Annotated in this window: 13 protein-coding genes; 5 read left to right on the plus strand and 8 right to left on the minus strand. The window is 51.7% G+C overall.

Going from position 1 to position 15,642, the window contains the following annotated elements; all coding sequences use genetic code 11:
- Positions 1 to 23: 23 nt before the first annotated feature.
- A complete protein-coding gene (locus B2Z72_RS16485; protein ID WP_296980126.1) occupies positions 24 to 863 on the plus strand; it encodes a hypothetical protein in 840 nt (279 codons plus the stop codon).
- A gap of 26 nt (positions 864 to 889) precedes the next feature.
- On the opposite strand, the gene B2Z72_RS16490 is transcribed toward B2Z72_RS16485, so the two are convergent.
- Positions 890 to 1,309, minus strand: a complete 420-nt coding sequence (locus tag B2Z72_RS16490; RefSeq protein ID WP_296980127.1) for a secondary thiamine-phosphate synthase enzyme YjbQ — start codon at positions 1,307 to 1,309, stop codon at positions 890 to 892.
- A 190-nt stretch (positions 1,310 to 1,499) separates the two neighbouring features.
- On the opposite strand from B2Z72_RS16490, the gene B2Z72_RS16495 reads away from it, so the two are divergent.
- Positions 1,500 to 3,254 (plus strand): AAA family ATPase, encoded by a 1,755-nt coding sequence (locus tag B2Z72_RS16495; RefSeq protein ID WP_296980129.1) that lies wholly within the window; start codon positions 1,500 to 1,502, stop codon positions 3,252 to 3,254.
- A 120-nt stretch (positions 3,255 to 3,374) separates the two neighbouring features.
- On the opposite strand, the gene B2Z72_RS16500 is transcribed toward B2Z72_RS16495, so the two are convergent.
- From B2Z72_RS16500 to ffh, 5 genes are all read right to left on the minus strand, one after another.
- On the minus strand, positions 3,375 to 3,752 hold the full coding sequence (locus B2Z72_RS16500) for a hypothetical protein (RefSeq protein ID WP_296980130.1): 378 nt from the start codon (positions 3,750 to 3,752) through the stop codon (positions 3,375 to 3,377).
- A 133-nt stretch (positions 3,753 to 3,885) separates the two neighbouring features.
- Positions 3,886 to 4,203 carry a rhodanese-like domain-containing protein gene (locus tag B2Z72_RS16505; protein ID WP_296984501.1) on the minus strand — a complete coding sequence of 106 codons (318 nt, stop codon included), beginning with the start codon at positions 4,201 to 4,203 and terminating at the stop codon, positions 3,886 to 3,888.
- A gap of 21 nt (positions 4,204 to 4,224) precedes the next feature.
- Positions 4,225 to 4,614 (minus strand): hypothetical protein, encoded by a 390-nt coding sequence (locus B2Z72_RS16510; protein WP_296984503.1) that lies wholly within the window; start codon positions 4,612 to 4,614, stop codon positions 4,225 to 4,227.
- A gap of 118 nt (positions 4,615 to 4,732) precedes the next feature.
- Positions 4,733 to 5,797, minus strand: a complete 1,065-nt coding sequence (locus B2Z72_RS16515) for an extracellular solute-binding protein (protein ID WP_296984505.1) — start codon at positions 5,795 to 5,797, stop codon at positions 4,733 to 4,735.
- Between the two features lie 796 nt (positions 5,798 to 6,593).
- A complete protein-coding gene (gene ffh / locus B2Z72_RS16520; protein ID WP_296984507.1) occupies positions 6,594 to 8,012 on the minus strand; it encodes a signal recognition particle protein in 1,419 nt (472 codons plus the stop codon).
- A 172-nt stretch (positions 8,013 to 8,184) separates the two neighbouring features.
- Between ffh and B2Z72_RS16525 the strand changes: the two genes are divergently transcribed.
- Together B2Z72_RS16525 and B2Z72_RS16530 are read left to right on the plus strand one after the other, a co-directional pair.
- Entirely contained in the window at positions 8,185 to 8,985 is an 801-nt protein-coding gene (locus B2Z72_RS16525; protein WP_296984509.1) for a cytochrome C assembly family protein, read from the plus strand.
- Between the two features lie 56 nt (positions 8,986 to 9,041).
- The gene (locus B2Z72_RS16530) at positions 9,042 to 10,328 is read left to right on the plus strand and encodes an HlyC/CorC family transporter (RefSeq protein ID WP_297005321.1); all 1,287 of its coding nucleotides are present in this window, start codon (positions 9,042 to 9,044) and stop codon (positions 10,326 to 10,328) included.
- 39 nt (positions 10,329 to 10,367) lie between these two features.
- Here the strand turns inward: B2Z72_RS16530 and B2Z72_RS16535 are convergent, their stop codons facing one another.
- Positions 10,368 to 11,327, minus strand: coding sequence for a ketopantoate reductase family protein (locus B2Z72_RS16535; RefSeq protein WP_296986114.1), 960 nt, complete (start codon positions 11,325 to 11,327; stop codon positions 10,368 to 10,370).
- 288 nt (positions 11,328 to 11,615) lie between these two features.
- Here B2Z72_RS16535 and metG point away from each other — a divergent pair, with 288 nt between their 5' ends.
- On the plus strand, positions 11,616 to 13,754 hold the full coding sequence (gene metG, locus B2Z72_RS16540) for a methionine--tRNA ligase (RefSeq protein WP_296986115.1): 2,139 nt from the start codon (positions 11,616 to 11,618) through the stop codon (positions 13,752 to 13,754).
- 260 nt (positions 13,755 to 14,014) lie between these two features.
- On the opposite strand, the gene B2Z72_RS16545 is transcribed toward metG, so the two are convergent.
- On the minus strand, positions 14,015 to 15,118 hold the full coding sequence (locus tag B2Z72_RS16545) for a diguanylate cyclase (protein ID WP_296986117.1): 1,104 nt from the start codon (positions 15,116 to 15,118) through the stop codon (positions 14,015 to 14,017).
- Positions 15,119 to 15,642: the final 524 nt, after the last annotated feature.

Here is a 15,642-nt window from a genome sequence, read left to right on the forward strand (position 1 = left end):
CAATGATCAGTTACAGGGAATATATGAGTCTTCTGGATTATCTGGGTCATCAGGTATTGGGCGTCGCCGCCGCCTACGCTTCGTCCACCAATCAATCCGGCGTCGCCCGCGATAACAGCGTTTATATCGGCATCGTCGATATTCATGCAGACGACTGCCTTACTCTTTATTCCCCCAGCGGTCATGGTCTGCAGCAAGGCGACAGAATCACGCTGCATCTGGATAACCGCACCGGCGTATCAGAATACGATGCTGAACTGCAGGTTTACCGTCTTTCTTACAAAGGTCAGGTAGCCCAGTGCATCGATAAGCAGAGAGTTCGTCTGATGCCGCGGGAATTTCAGGTCATGTACGGTATTTCCGTGGTGTATGAATACCGCCAGCCCGGCTACCGGTTCCCACAGGATCTGCGTTCAGCCTCTGCGCTGCCTGAGACCCCGATGACAGAAGTACCGGCCATCGATCACAGTGAGCACGACAATAAAATCGGCGTTTTGATTACTGCAGCGGAGGAGCAGCCACACACCACGGTCATGGCGTTTTTATCCAGCGTGGAAGACGATATTTTCTTTATTACCTTCCCGCAGACATTCAAATCGCAGCTGATGAAGCGCAACAATAACTGCTTTTTTGCCATTGATTCACGGGCGACTTTTACCTTCGAAGAAGCGGTGGAATGGAATTACAGTATTATTCAGGGAAAGGTGTATGACATTCCCCGCTCACATCCGGCGTTCAGCCTGATCCAGGAACTTTTTATCGCTAAAAACCCGTGGGAAATGGCATTTTTCAGTAACCCGGAAGTGGAGATGTTTCACCTCAAACCGGAGCATGTTATCTGCCCCGGTCCACGGCCGAAATAAACATCTCTGCTTTAACAGCAGTTCTGTCATTCACCGTTAAGGGTTATCACCAGACGACGGCTGCCACCGTAATTACGGTGTTCACAAAGATAAATCCCCTGCCAGGTACCGAGATTCAATTGCCCGTCCGTGATCGGAATGGTCACTGAGGGGCCCAGCAGACTGGCTTTGATATGCGCCGGTAAATCGTCGCTGCCCTCCAGGGTGTGGCGGTAATAAGGCTCGTTTTCCTTCACCAGCCGGTTAAACACGGATTCAAAATCGGTGCGTACGGTGGGATCAGCATTTTCATTAATGGTCAGCGATGCCGATGTATGCTGAATAAATACATGCATCAGACCCACCGATATCGTCTGCAGGCCTGTAAGCTGGCTGACGATCTCATCAGTAACAAGATGAAATCCCCGGTTTTTCGGTTTTAACTGAATCTCATATTGCTGCCACATAGTTTCCCTCATCGCTGCCCTGGTTGTTCTGTCAGGTATTGTACATGGACTACAGTATCTGTCTTCTTTTCGACATAAATGCCGGCTATTCCCCCCTGTTTACGCCTCAAACCGCCGATCATGGCTGGTATCTGTCTTGCAACTGGCTACCGATACTTATTAAAACAGCGCAAATAATTACGGAGCCGGCATGAAATTTATTCTGGATAAATCCTTTGTCGAGGCCATGATCAGCGAATTCGCTGAGCTGACATTTCTGGCTGAGCAACTTCGTTTCGGTAACCGCGCCGAAGTGTCCTACCAACAGCTGGCCCGACAACATATCGCCCACCTGCACAGCCTGTATCAGTCCGCTGGTAAAGCCATGGCTCCCCAGGCGGCACTGGTCGCAACCTTGCTACAGGCCAGCGATTACAGCGGCCATCGTTTTAACGAAGGCGAGCTGGAATTTTTACTGCCGGAAATTGTTGCCTATCTGAGCGACAAAACGCAAAAAGGCTGGCTGTTTAAAGTGAACAGCGAAGGCAAACCTTTGCCCTGGCTGGTCACCCGTATTGATTACACACCACCCGGAGAAGAAGAAACCGGACGTGTTCTGGTCGAGCTGAAAGCCAACGCCATGGCCAAAGTGGCCGTACAGACCATGACCATTCTGGAACGGGACATCAAAGAGAAAACGCTGGCTGAAATTCTTATTGCCAAAGGCTACCTGAAAGAGACCGCCGACCTGCTGGCACAGTACGAAGAATCCAATGAGCGCTACTTCAGCTGGCGCAGTGAAGACGGTGAACAGTTTGTCGCTCAGGGCACGGGAATTTATGCCGAAGATACCAGCGCTTCACATCGCACCACAGACTGGAGCAGAAAAAGCCGCGTAGTGCTGTCGTCTTCCGGTGATAAGGCGCGTCTGGTCAACGACGAAACCATTCTGCAGAACCGTGAATTAACCCTGCAGCTGCCGGGACAGGTTTTGAGTAAATATCTGCGAAAAGCCGGGCGCAGTACCAATTACAACGAAAAGGTAGAAAAAGCCGCCGAACAACTGGTCAGTGATATGGAAAGCACCATGTTTACCGAGGTTCCGGTCCATGGCTATATTCTGATGTTTCATCTGGAGCTGCATCACCATCTCTGGGTGCATGTTGACGATATGCAGCGCTATCAATATCAGCCGGAATTAAAAGACAAACTGGTGTTACCGGCAGAACACACGGATTTAATTGATATTCTGACCGCTGAAATGGATATGCTGATGGATGACATTATCTCCGGTAAATCCGGCGGCACGACCGTGTTGTGCGCAGGCTCTGCCGGTGTCGGTAAAACGCTGACGGCGGAAGTGTATGCCGAGATTATTCAGCGACCACTGTATCGCGTGCACTCAGGGCAGCTTGGTCTGAATGTGATGGAAATGGAACAGGCATTAAAGGAAACCCTGACCCGGGCACAGCGCTGGGGGGCCGTTATGCTGATTGATGAGGCTGATGTGTACATCAAGCGCCGCGATGACAATATCGCTGCGAATGCGGTTGTCGGTGTCTTTCTGCGGGTGCTGGAGTATTTTAACGGCCTGCTGTTTTTAACCACCAACCGCGTCAACGATATCGATGAGGCCATCGTCAGCCGCTGCATTGCCCTGATTAAATACCATCCACCGGGGCGGGAGGACCGTCAGCGTATCTGGTCGGTGATGGCAGAACAGTTCCAGCTGAATTTATCTGCAGCTTTTTGCGCACAGCTGGCGGATATTTTCCCCCATGCCTGCGGACGGGATATTAAAGGCCTGGCAAAGCTGGTTGCCAAATATTGTCGCTATAAAAATGTCAGCGCCAGCATCGATGTGTTTATCCGCTGCAGTGGTTTCCGTGGCATTGAAGCACATGGCAGCGTCGTGCATGAACAGACGGCACACGGCAACGGCGTCAGCGCGGCTCAGATGAATTGAACTCAGTAACAGGTCGCTGACAGATCGCCGGTTCCTGCCCGCCAGGGCCGGGTCGGCGGAGTGCTCTCAGTGGCTCTCGATACCCCCTATATACAACCCCAATACAACCGCAATACAACCTCAATGCAAAACAGGCAGCGGATGGATTTCTGCTACACCAAAGTGCACAGCCAGAATTTCAGCCAGTGATGCCAGACTGACATTTTCAAACGCGTCATAAATCGGATTTGCTTCAGACAACAGAGGATACTCCAGATGCACGCCGTAGTGCTCTTCTGCCTGCCCTGTGGTGTACAGATACGCACGCACATCGGGTTCATCGGGCTGACAGATATAAATCGCCTGCTGATCTGTATTGATGCGGCTTTCCACCACAAATGCGTCCCTGCCCAGCTGTTCAACCAGTAACAGCAGCACGTGCTTGATGCTCTGGTGCTTATCCAGCGCCCAGATATTACCGCTGTTGATTGTCTGCTCCTGCCCTGCTGGCGTATCCATGGCTTAGCTCCTGCTTCGTGGCCAGATTGTTTAAGAATGCCTGTGTGGTTAAAAAAGGCGGAGTACTCACCCCGCCTGCCTACAGTCTGCACTGTACCTGGCTCCATTCAGTTGAAAACAGCTGAACCGGCCGCTAGAGAACAGGACTTTCCTGCGCAGCAAGCCAGCCAGTGTAGCCACCGGCCAGATTCACCGTATCAGTAAAGCCGAATCCGGTGAAAAATTCTGTGAGATGTTCGCTGCGGTGGCCACTGTAACAATAAATTAATATTTTCCGGGCTTTGTCGCCTTTCATTATCAGGCTTTCCACCAGTCCGTCATGAGCATGCAGTGCCCCATCCATATGACCGGCCTGATAGTCTTTCACATCACGGCAGTCCAGGATCAGTACGTCATCTTGAGCCAGAAACGTCTGCGCTTCAGCGCAATCGAGGGTTTTAATCGCAGTCATATTATTTTCTCCACTCATGTATCAGGCGCGGGTCGCCTGAATCTGACTATGAAAAGCCTGTGAATTAAAAGGCAGTTTAATTTCACCAAAAAAATCGGCGGCGTTGTCTACTGCGTCTTCGATCGCAGCGATAATGTAGGATTCGGTGTGACGGGAATTAAGCATATGCTCCGGGACTGCGGCCTCGATTTTCAGCGTTGACTGCCGCTGCTGCCAGGAATGAAAACGCATGCCGCGGAAGTCCGGGCGCTCAGCACCGAAAGGCAATAAAAAGCAGATATCGATATCCGGCTGATCCTGAGTGTGTGCACGGGCACGTGTCAGCTTTGCCGCAACCTTTGTCAGAAGGCTGACAAACTGACATTCTTTCAGAGTCTGATCAGGGATATAAGCCGCACAGAACAGGGCCATAGGCTACCTCCGGTTGATTTCTTTGGTTTCAACTGCAGAGGTGTTGCAAAACCATTGCCATCCCTGGCGCCGGTTTATTCAGCGGGTGCTGAGAAGGAAAGTAAGCAGGCCTGATAAATCAGAAAAACGAAGTCATTGGCACGGAGCACCAGCTGCGTCCGGTACACATGGCTTTCACCCACAGGCGATGCATACGTTTATTAATTTTTTTATCCAAAGGTTTCATCGCTTCGAGCTTATTCAACACATCCACCGTCGGGTACACCACCGGGCGATCAAGTACTTCCTGATCAACAAATGGCAGTGCGGTTTCCATCGCCGTTGGATAAGCCAGGTAGTTGGAATTGCGCGCTGCGATCTGTGATTTCATCATAAAACGGATAAAGGCATAGGCCAGATCCGGGTTTTCTGAATTGGTTGGCACAGACATGACGTCAACCCACAGAGATGCGCCCTCATCCGGAATAATGTAGTCCAGATCGTCGTCGCCATCGGTCTCCGCCAGAATATCACCGGAGTAACCCACCACCAGACACACCTTGTGATCATGAAGATCCGGACGGTACTGGGTGGTATGCAGATACTTCACATCTGCCAGTGTTTCCTTGAGCAACTCACCAGCCTGATCGATCTGCGCCTGATCAGTCGTATTAATGGAATAACCAAGATAGAACAGTGCGCCGGCAAACAACTCATCCCGCTCGTTCAGCAACGCAATACCGCAGCTTGCGGTTTTTTTACGCAGTTCAGGATCAAACATCATCCCCCAGGAACCGAGTTTGTCTTCCGGTATACCGGCTTTACGCAGGGCGGCTCTGTTAATACCTAAACCCGTCGTACCCCACATATACGGAATGCCGTGCAGACCGTCTTCGCTGTCCTGATCCAGATACATGGCCATTACGTCATCACGCAGCCCCTTGTAATCCGGCAGCTTGTTGACGTCCAGCGCGCGGATCAGCTTGGCTTCAGACAGACGCTGAATAACCCGGGATGCCGGGAAAATCACATCATAATGATTTTGCGGATTAAACAGTTTGGTACTGAATTCATCGACGTTGTCATAGGTGACGTAATCAACGGTGACGTTGTTTTCGGTTTCAAATTCAGTAATTACTTCAGGATCGATATAGTCACCCCAGTTGAGCACGCGCACTGTCTGCTCAGCATGTACAGAATTCATCACACATGCCGCCAGGCAAATCCCACTGAAAAGCGCTCTGATGCCCCGGTTCATATCTACTCCAGAAGTCGTTGTTAAAATTAGTGGCGCATTGTTAAGCAGCCCGAAAAGCAAACCTATATCCCTCAGGGGGTAGACTTTTTACGTCCGGTAAAACACTTACCAATACTATGGGATATCCTGAAATTTGGAACCATGGTTCAGCTATTTGCCGCCACAATCCGATAAATATCTGCGAAATCAGGTAATTACTGGTCTGACAAATACTCTGTTAAACGGAAATTTGTCATTAAAATCCTGATCATATAGTCAAAATATGCCGCTTCAGGCTATATCACCCGACCTGCTCGAGACAACCGGCAATGCCCTGCCTTTACAATGCGCCGGGCGATTGTTGACAATTTCAACAAAAAGCAGAAGTTTGCCCTCTCAATAACCAGAAATACGAAACAAATGTACGTATCAAAAGTACGAATCAGAAGTGCGACACACCTCACCCACCTGGAGGATTGAGAGACACTGGCTGTGGCATAGGAATTTAAGGGGCCCTGAAACAGAAACCAGAGATGAAACAGAAACCAGAGATGAAACAGAAACCAGAGATGAAACAGAAGCCAGAGATGAAACAGAAGCCCGGAATGGAGGATCCGTTACCAGTAACGGATGACTGAGCACAAACAGAACGACTAAAAGGAAAGCTTAAAGAAAGGCCGGAAAGACCTGAGTCAGGAAGAAAACAGCTGTGGAGTCAGTGTCACAGCGGAGCAGCTGTGACACTTTGGATCAGGCAGACGGATCAGCGCATCGGTGGCATGCCACCACCAAAAGGACCACCGCCACCTCCGAACGGACCGCCAGGGCCACCTGGACCGCCAGCGCCGCCCATAGCGCGCATCATTTTTTTCATGCCGCCTTTGCCGGAGACTTTTTTCATCATCTTCTGCATTTGCTTATGCTGCTTCAGCACGCGGTTCACGTCCTGAATCTGGGTGCCGGAACCGGCAGCAATACGCTTCTTACGTGAACCATTGATCTTGTCCGGGAAGTGGCGTTCGTCACGGGTCATGGAATAAATGATGGCTTCCATCTGCTTGAACTGACCTTCGGCCGCTTCAGTCTGTTTCGCCATCTGCCTCATGTTCCCCATGCCCGGCAGCTTATCCAGCATGGATGTCAGGCCGCCCATCTTCTTCATCTGATGAATCTGATCGAGGAAGTCTTCCAGGTCAAAGCCTTTACCGGACTTGATCTTGGCTGCCAGTTTATCGGCTTTCTTCTTATCAATGGTACGTTCGGCTTCTTCAACCAGAGTGAGAATATCACCGAGGTCCAGAATACGGGACGCCACACGATCCGGGTGGAAAGGTTCCAGAGCATCGGTCTTTTCACCCATACCCATAAATTTGATTGGCTTGCCGGTAATATGGCGCACAGACAGGGCCGCACCACCACGGGCATCACCATCGGCTTTCGTCAGCACGACACCGGTCAGCGGCAGCGCATCGTTGAACGCTTTGGCTGTGTTCGCCGCATCCTGACCTGTCATGGCATCAACCACAAACAGGGTTTCAATCGGGTTGATCCCTGCATGCAGCGCCTTGATTTCTTCCATCATGGCTTCATCAACAGCCAGACGACCGGCGGTATCCACCAGCAGCACATCCGCACCAGCACGTTTCGCCGCATCAATGGCACCGTTAGCGATGTCGAGCGGCTTCTGATCACCGGTTGACGGATGGAACAGTGCACCTACTTCACCGGCCAGGGTTTCCAGCTGTTTGATCGCCGCCGGACGATAAACGTCAGCGGACACCACCATCACCTTTTTCTTCTCACGTTCGTGCAGATACTTGGCCAGCTTGCCCACGGTGGTGGTTTTACCGGCACCCTGCAGACCGGCCATCAGCACAATGGCCGGTGGCTGAGTTGCCAGGTTCAGGCCTTCATTGGCCTCACCCATCACACTCTGCAGTTCATCGTGAACGATCTTAAGGAAGACCTGTCCCGGATTCAGGCTCTTCAGCACTTCGGTACCGATGGCGCGTTCTTTCACCTGATCGGTGAAGGCCTTCACCACTGGCAGGGCTACATCAGCCTCCAGCAGCGCCATACGCACTTCACGCACTGTGCTTTTAATATTGTCTTCGGTCAGCTTGGCCTGGCCGGTGATACTTTTTAAGGCACTGCCAAGGCGATCGGAAAGGCTGTCAAACATCAGAAATAACTCAAAGCCGTCAAAATTCGCGCCAGTATAACCTGAGCGCCGCCATGCCCCAAATCCAGTGGCGGCATTTCACCACAGCAGAACCGACACAGATAATGACAATCAGCCTTTTACCCGCACTAAGGTTGTGCGAAACTCCGGACTTCTGTTGGGGAATCGTTATATGTTGGCATTTGCATTAGCCCTTCCTGCTGTTGTCTTCTATCTGTATGCAGCCTTCCGTCAATGGCAGACGGTAACGGCGCGCAAACCTCAGGGACGGCTGGTAGTTCACACCACCACCATGGTAGGTGCCCTGCTTCATCTGGGCTCCATTGGTATTACCATGCTCGGGCGCGAGCATATCAATTTCGCCATTTTCGAAGTGGGCTCCCTGATCGCCTGGGTGATTACCCTGCTGCTGATCTTTTCCAGCTGGCGTAAGCCGGTTGATAACCTGTTTATCGGTCTGCTGCCGATGGCGGCGGTGGTGCTGCTGTGCGCAACCTTCAGCGCCCAGTATTATCCATTGCCGAATCTGAGCTATGGTCTGGCCTGGCATATTCTGCTTTCTATTCTCGCCTACTCGGTATTTATCATCGCCGCGGTGCAGTCCATTCTGCTGTACCTGCAGGATCTGTCGCTGAAAAAGCACCAGACCAAAGGCCTGATTCAGTCTCTGCCGCCACTGCAGACCATGGATCTGCTGCTGTTTGAAATGATCTGGCTGGGCATGATTCTGCTGACCGCAGCATTTGCCATTGGCTGGCCGTATGTTGCCGACCTGCAGGCCCAGCATCTGGTGCACAAAGTAGTGTTCGCGACCATTGGCTGGCTGGTGTTTGCGATCCTGCTGATTGGCCGTTACCGCTTTGGCTGGCGCGGCATTGTCGCCAGTCGCTGGACCCTGACAGGCACAGCATTTCTGGTGCTGTCTTACTTCGGTACCAAGTTTGTTCTGGAAATCATCCTTAACCGTGGTTGACAGCAGCCCCATGCTCCCTATGATGGCGGGATCTTAGTTTTTAAAGGATCCCGTCTTTGAGCGACGTACCCTTGAGTGTGCTATTCGGCATCCTCGCTCTTCTGATCATTCTCTCCGGATTTTTCTCCAGCTCGGAGACCGGCATGATGTCGCTGAACCGCTACCGGTTGCGCCATCTGGCAAAAAGCAAAAACAAAGGGGCTATCCGTGCCTCTAAACTGCTGGAAAAACCCGACCGCCTGATCGGCACCATTCTTACCGGTAACAACCTGGTTAACTTCGCCGCTGCCGCTCTGGCCACCATCATCAGCCAGCGCCTGTGGCCGGATAATCCGGATCTGGCGGTATTCGTGAACACCATTCTGTTCACCCTGATCGTACTGATCTTCGCCGAATTAACACCGAAGACACTGGCCGCCATCGCGCCGGAGAAGATTGCCTTTCCCGCCAGCCGCGCCCTGCTGGGTCTGCAGTGGTTGCTACACCCCTTCGTTTGGTTCGTAAACACCATTGCCAACGGTCTGCTGAAACTGATCCGCATCGACGTAAACAACGCCACGCCGGACAACCTGAGTACAGAAGAGCTGCGTACCATTGTGCGTGAAGCCGGCACCATGATTCCCAAGCGCCACCAGCACATGCTGATCAGTATTCTCGACCTCGAGAAGATGACAGTGAACGACATTATGGTGCCGCGCAACGAGATCGTGGGTATCGACCTCGAAGATGACATTGAAGAAATCATGCAGCACCTGCGTATCACGCAACACACCCGCATGCCGGTGTACCGTGGTGACATCAATAACGTTGTCGGCATCCTGCATACACGCAATATCAGCCGCTTCCTGACCTCCGGTGAAATGCTCAAGCAGGACATTGAAAAAATCTGCCGTGAGCCCTACTTCATTCCGGAAAGCACCCCCCTGCACACCCAGCTGTTTAACTTCCAGAAGAACAAGCGCCGTATTGCCCTGGTGGTGGATGAATACGGTGACCTGGAAGGCATCTGTACGCTGGAAGATATTCTGGAAGAAATCGTCGGTGAGTTTACCACTGATGTGATGGCAGCCAGCTCTCCGGATATTCATCCGCAGGAAGATGGCAGCTATATCCTGGATGGTTCTGCCTATGTACGCGAAGTAAATAAAGCACTGAAATGGGCATTGCCGATTGATGGTCCGAAAACCATCAGCGGCCTGATCGTGGAAATCCTTGAACACATTCCGGAAAACCCGGTGTGTCTTACGGTAGCCGGTTACCGCATCGAGATTCTGCAGATCAAAGACAACATGGTGAAAGCTGCCAAGTTTACGCTGGATCCCAAGTACAAATTCCCGGATTAAGCCGGGAAGAAAGCACAGGAAAAAGAACGGAACGCCGGATTAAAACCCGGCGTTCAGGTTCGCAGTCAGCAGCGCGTGCACCCGTTCGGTACTCACCGCGGGCTCACCCGCCTGCCGGCAACGCTCAATCACCGGCCCACAGATTTCATCTGACTCCAGCGGCCTGCCTTTCATACGATCCACCAGCATCGACGTTTTAATGTCGTCAAACCCCTGCATCAGCTGAAACATAGCTTCAGCGTCTTCCGCCACCAGATTCACCCCGAGCTGCTGAGCCGCCCGCACGGTCTCATGCATAATCTCCCGGATCAACGGGCCAAAGACTGGATTGTTTACCATCTTCTTAGTCGTCATACCGGTCAGTGCCGACATCGGATTCATGCCGTTATTAATGATCAGCTTACGCCACAGTAAACGGCGGATATCATCACTGATCTCAAATGGTATGCCCGCAGCACGGAAGTGTTCAGCAAACTCCGTCAGGCGTTCCTGCCAGCCGCTGTTACTTTCCGCATTCGGCCAGGCACCGGCTTCAATGCGTGACACACCAGTTGCTTCGATAATCCCCGGACGTTTGATATGCCCGCCGATCTCCACCGCCAGACCGCCCAGCGTACGCTCCATGCCGACACAGGCAGCGATTTTCTCTTCGTTACTGACGCCGTTCTGCAGCGACAGAACAGGGACGCTATTATGCCCTGTTCCACTGCTCAGCCAGCTGGCCAGCTCTGTCAGCACGGCCTCCGTCGCCGTTGCTTTAAAGGCCACAATGATCAGATCAAAATCCGCGCAGTGATAATTCTGCATCAGACCCGCCGTATCCATCGCCGTAACACCACCCTGAAAAGAAAAGTCCGGGTGTGTCACTTCTAATCCCTGAGTCTGCAGGGCGAGCAAGTGCTCACCCCGTGCCGTCAGAACCAGCTCATGACCAGCATTGATCAGACGCGCTGCGTAATAACAGCCGATACCACCGGCTCCCAGAATCAGAATCTTCATCGGGCTTTGTCACTCCTGTTGTTTTGACTAAGTTATGCCATCGCTATGTCATAGCGTCCCGGCTGGCTGACCATTAAGCTGGCACAAATGTAATGGCTTCAGACTAACGCAAGACGATGCCGTTACCGAACACAGATAGTGCCGCCTGCGCGATACACAGCGTTCCGTTGCATGGTCTGCAAGATTTTACCCGGTTTTACCCAGTCGTCCTGTTCTGCGGAGGTCGCTTACAACCGGTCAAACCGCTACAATACCGCCCCTTTAAATGAGCAACCGTAGCGAATTGTCATGACCGCACAGACCCCTCGTAAGATCCTCGTCACCAGCGCCCTGCCCTATGCCAATGGTTCCATTCACCTTGGCCACCTGCTGGAATACATTCAGACCGACATCTGGGTACGCTTCCAGAAACTGCGTGGCAACGAATGCCACTACGTCTGCGCTGACGACGCCCACGGCACCGCCATCATGCTGCGCGCCGAAAAAGAAGGCCTGACCCCGGAACAACAGATTGCCCGGGTAAAAGCCGAACACGAGGAAGATTTCGCCGGTTTCCAGATTGGCTTCGATAATTTCCACAGCACGCACAGCGAAGAAAACCGTATCTTCTCAGAAGAGATCTACAAAGCCTGCCGCGATAAAGGCTTTATTGCCGTTCGCAGCATCAAGCAGCTGTACGATCCGGTAAAAGAGCTGTTCCTCGCCGACCGTTACATCAAAGGCGAATGCCCGAACTGTGGTGCCGGAGATCAGTACGGCGACAACTGCGAAGCCTGTGGCGCGACCTACACCCCGGCGGAACTGAAAAACCCGTTCTCGGTGATTTCCGGTGCGACCCCGGTAGAAAAAGAATCCGAGCACTACTTCTTTAAACTGCCGGATTTCCAGGAATTTCTGCAGCAGTGGACCCGCTCCGGCACACTGCAGGATGGCGTAGCCAACAAACTGGCAGAATGGCTGGATTCCGGTCTGCAGGAATGGGATATCTCCCGTGATGCGCCGTATTTCGGTTTTGAAATTCCGGATGCTCCGGGCAAATATTTCTATGTTTGGCTGGACGCACCCATCGGCTACATGGCCAGCTTTAAAAACCTGTGCGATAAACGTGGCGACATCGACTTCGACGAATTCTGGAAAAAAGATTCCAGCGCCGAGCTGTACCATTTTATCGGCAAAGACATCATCAACTTCCACGCCCTGTTCTGGCCATCCATGCTGACCGCTGCAGAATACCGCACTCCGACCGCAGTCAACGCGCATGGTTTTGTCACAGTGAATGGCGCCAAGATGTCCAAGTCCCGTGGCACTTTTATTAAAGCGCGTACCTATCTGAACCATCTGAACCCGACTTACCTGCGCTACTACTTCGCAGCCAAACTGGGTTCCGGTGTGGATGACTTCGACCTGAATCTGGAAGACTTTGTCCAGCGCGTAAACTCCGATCTGGTGAATAAACTGGTGAACATTGCCAGCCGTACCGCCAACTTTGTATTTAAAGCCGGGGGTACCCTGACCAGCGAATGTGCTGAACCAGACATGGTGGCCGACTTTATTAACGCCGGCGATCAGATTGCGGACTTCTACGAGAAACGCGAGTTTGGCCGTGCTATGAAAGAAATCATGGCCCTTGCTGACCGTGCCAACGAATACATTCAGGAAAAAGCCCCATGGGCGATGAACAAAGAAGAAGGTCGTGAACAGGAAGTTCAGGACGTCTGTTCTGTGGCCATCAACCTGTTCCGTCAGCTGATTACCTATCTGGCGCCGGTACTGCCGGAAATTGCCGAAAAAACTGCTGAATTCCTCAATCTGGATAACCTCAACTGGGAATCCCGTCGTGACGTTCTGCTCGGCCACAGCATCAATAAGTTCAAGCCGATGCTGCCACGTGCTGAAATGGACAAAGTGACCGCCATTCTGGAAGAAACCAAAGACGAACTGGCGAAAGAAACCGGTACGTCACCGGATGGTAAGAAAGAAGAAAAGCCTGCAGCTAAGAACGCGGAGAAAAAAGACGCTAAAAAATCGAAGAATAAAGGGCCCGGCGCAAGCCAGAAAGGTAAAGAGCTTCGTGAAGACGGCAATGAAGTAATCGCCGACACCATCGAGTTCCCGGACTTCGCTAAAGTCGACCTGCGTATTGCGAAGATTGTTGATGCCAACCACGTTGAAGGTGCAGAAAAACTACTGCAGCTGACACTGGATATCGGCAACGGTGAAACCCGCAATGTGTTCTCTGGTATTAAGGCGGCATACAAACCGGAAGACCTGAAAGGCAAGCTGACGGTTATGGTCGCCAATCTGGCACCACGTAAGATGAAATTCGGTATGTCCGAAGGCATGGTGCTGGCGGCCGGACCTGGCGGTGAAGATATCTTCCTGCTGGAACCCCACGAAGGCGCCCAGCCAGGTATGCGCGTGATGTAAACAGCAGCGCCACGATTATGGCAGCATAGTCGTGGCGCTTTGCCGATGGCCTTTATTATTCTGTCGTTGTTTATTGCCCTGCCTGCGTTTAATCCTGTCTGCTTTTAACCCTGTCTCTTTTGACCATATGATCTTTTTTCAGTGACCGACTTTCAGAGCTTTCATTCCCACACAGATTGCCATTCTCTCACCCATATTCACGTCCCCCATATCCCCGATTCACGTCACGCTTATTCCCTGAAGGCAAATCGCATCCCGCATCAATCAACCATCTGCCCCGTGTCCAGAAACTCGGTTGAGCAGTTCCGTCCCTGAGACTTGGATTGATAAAGCGCCTTGTCAGCATTGATCAACAGCATATCAGCACTGGTGTAATCCGCCCGGACCTGAGCCAGACCAATACTGCAGGTGAGAGAGGGAAGAGTTCCTGTCTGCGGAATCTTTATCTGGTGAACCAGCGCGCGTATTTTCTCCAGAACAGCGAGAGAATTCTTACTGCTCATTTCCGGAAAAATAATACAGAATTCATCGCCGCCAAGGCGGGCAACAAAATCTGACGATCTGACATTTTTCATTAACGTGTTGGCGACCGCAATCAGAATCTCATCACCGGCCGCATGACCGTAGGTATCATTAATAACTTTAAAAAAATCGACATCGATCATGGCGACAGACAGATCATGCCGGTAGCGTTTTGCCCTGGAAAACTCCTCATTCAGCCTGCGATTAAAACTGCGGCGATTATAAAGCCCCGTTAAAGGATCCTCAGCCGCGAGGGTTTCCAGTTTATTTTTTATACCTTCCAGCTCAATGACTTTTTCCTGCTGCAGTTTCTGCATATTAAGAAGATCCAGGCGGGACTTACCCATCTCCCCCATGATCTGCGCCAGACACACCAGAAAATCGATTATCTTCCTGATTTCCTCTTCGTTAAAAACAGGCACTCTGTTGAGTGCATCCATGTACGGAATCAGGTCATAGCCAAGCGTTTCCCCCTGTCGGCGGAAGTGTTCCTGATCAGCCTCCTCAAACAGAAACTGACCGGTAAAAAAATTAGCCACGTGCTCCCCATCAACAAACACAGGCACAGCCACATCGACCAGACCATTCTGGCAACGGTATACATTGTATTTTTTACCCGCAGCAAGCTGACCCGCCAGGTGCGTATCACTTTCTGTGCAGCGTTTTGCTGAGGTCGGGTTTACGCGATGAAACTGGGTACAGATGTCCTGCCAGCCGGTTTTGATATGTACATTGCCCTGCAGATCAAGCAGCGCAGTCACAACACCATTCGTTTCGGTGTAGCTTTCGCACAACCTGGTCAGACTTGGGATATCAAAGATATCTGTAAACGAATAGCTCATGTGCCAGCCTTTTATAAAGTACAGAACCCACTGTCAGTGCACTGGACCAGGTCCGGACGTATCGCCCTGCTCCTGCTGATTGCTCACTCAGCCTGAAACCTGCCTCCGTCCAAGTCTAACCAAGCCCCACCATGCTCAACCAAACCCCACCATGCTCAACCAAACCCCACCATGCTCAACCAAACCCCACTATGCTCAACCAAGCCCAAAAACCGCCAAACATCTTCAGGGGAAGCATGCGCTATTGCAGCAGTCAGAGCGCGTATCAACTGAGCAGTGTTCTTTAATTTAACGATAGCAAGGTTTGATCAAAATTCCGCCAAATTACTACTTTTGTCCGTTAAGACTGATGCCGCAACGATCTTATGCCGCACTCCCAAAGACCGTGCGGTAATAACGGCAGGATTCAGTGGCAACAATATCAAACCACCAGCAAACCAATAGTCTCTAACCCAATATCATCAAACCCAATAACAGCGGACACAAAAAAGCCGGCGCATGGGCCACTGCTGTCCCACAGTTTA

The sequence above is a fragment of the Thalassolituus sp. UBA6592 genome, from assembly GCF_002433655.1.
Taxonomy (GTDB): domain Bacteria; phylum Pseudomonadota; class Gammaproteobacteria; order Pseudomonadales; family Oceanobacteraceae; genus Venatoribacter.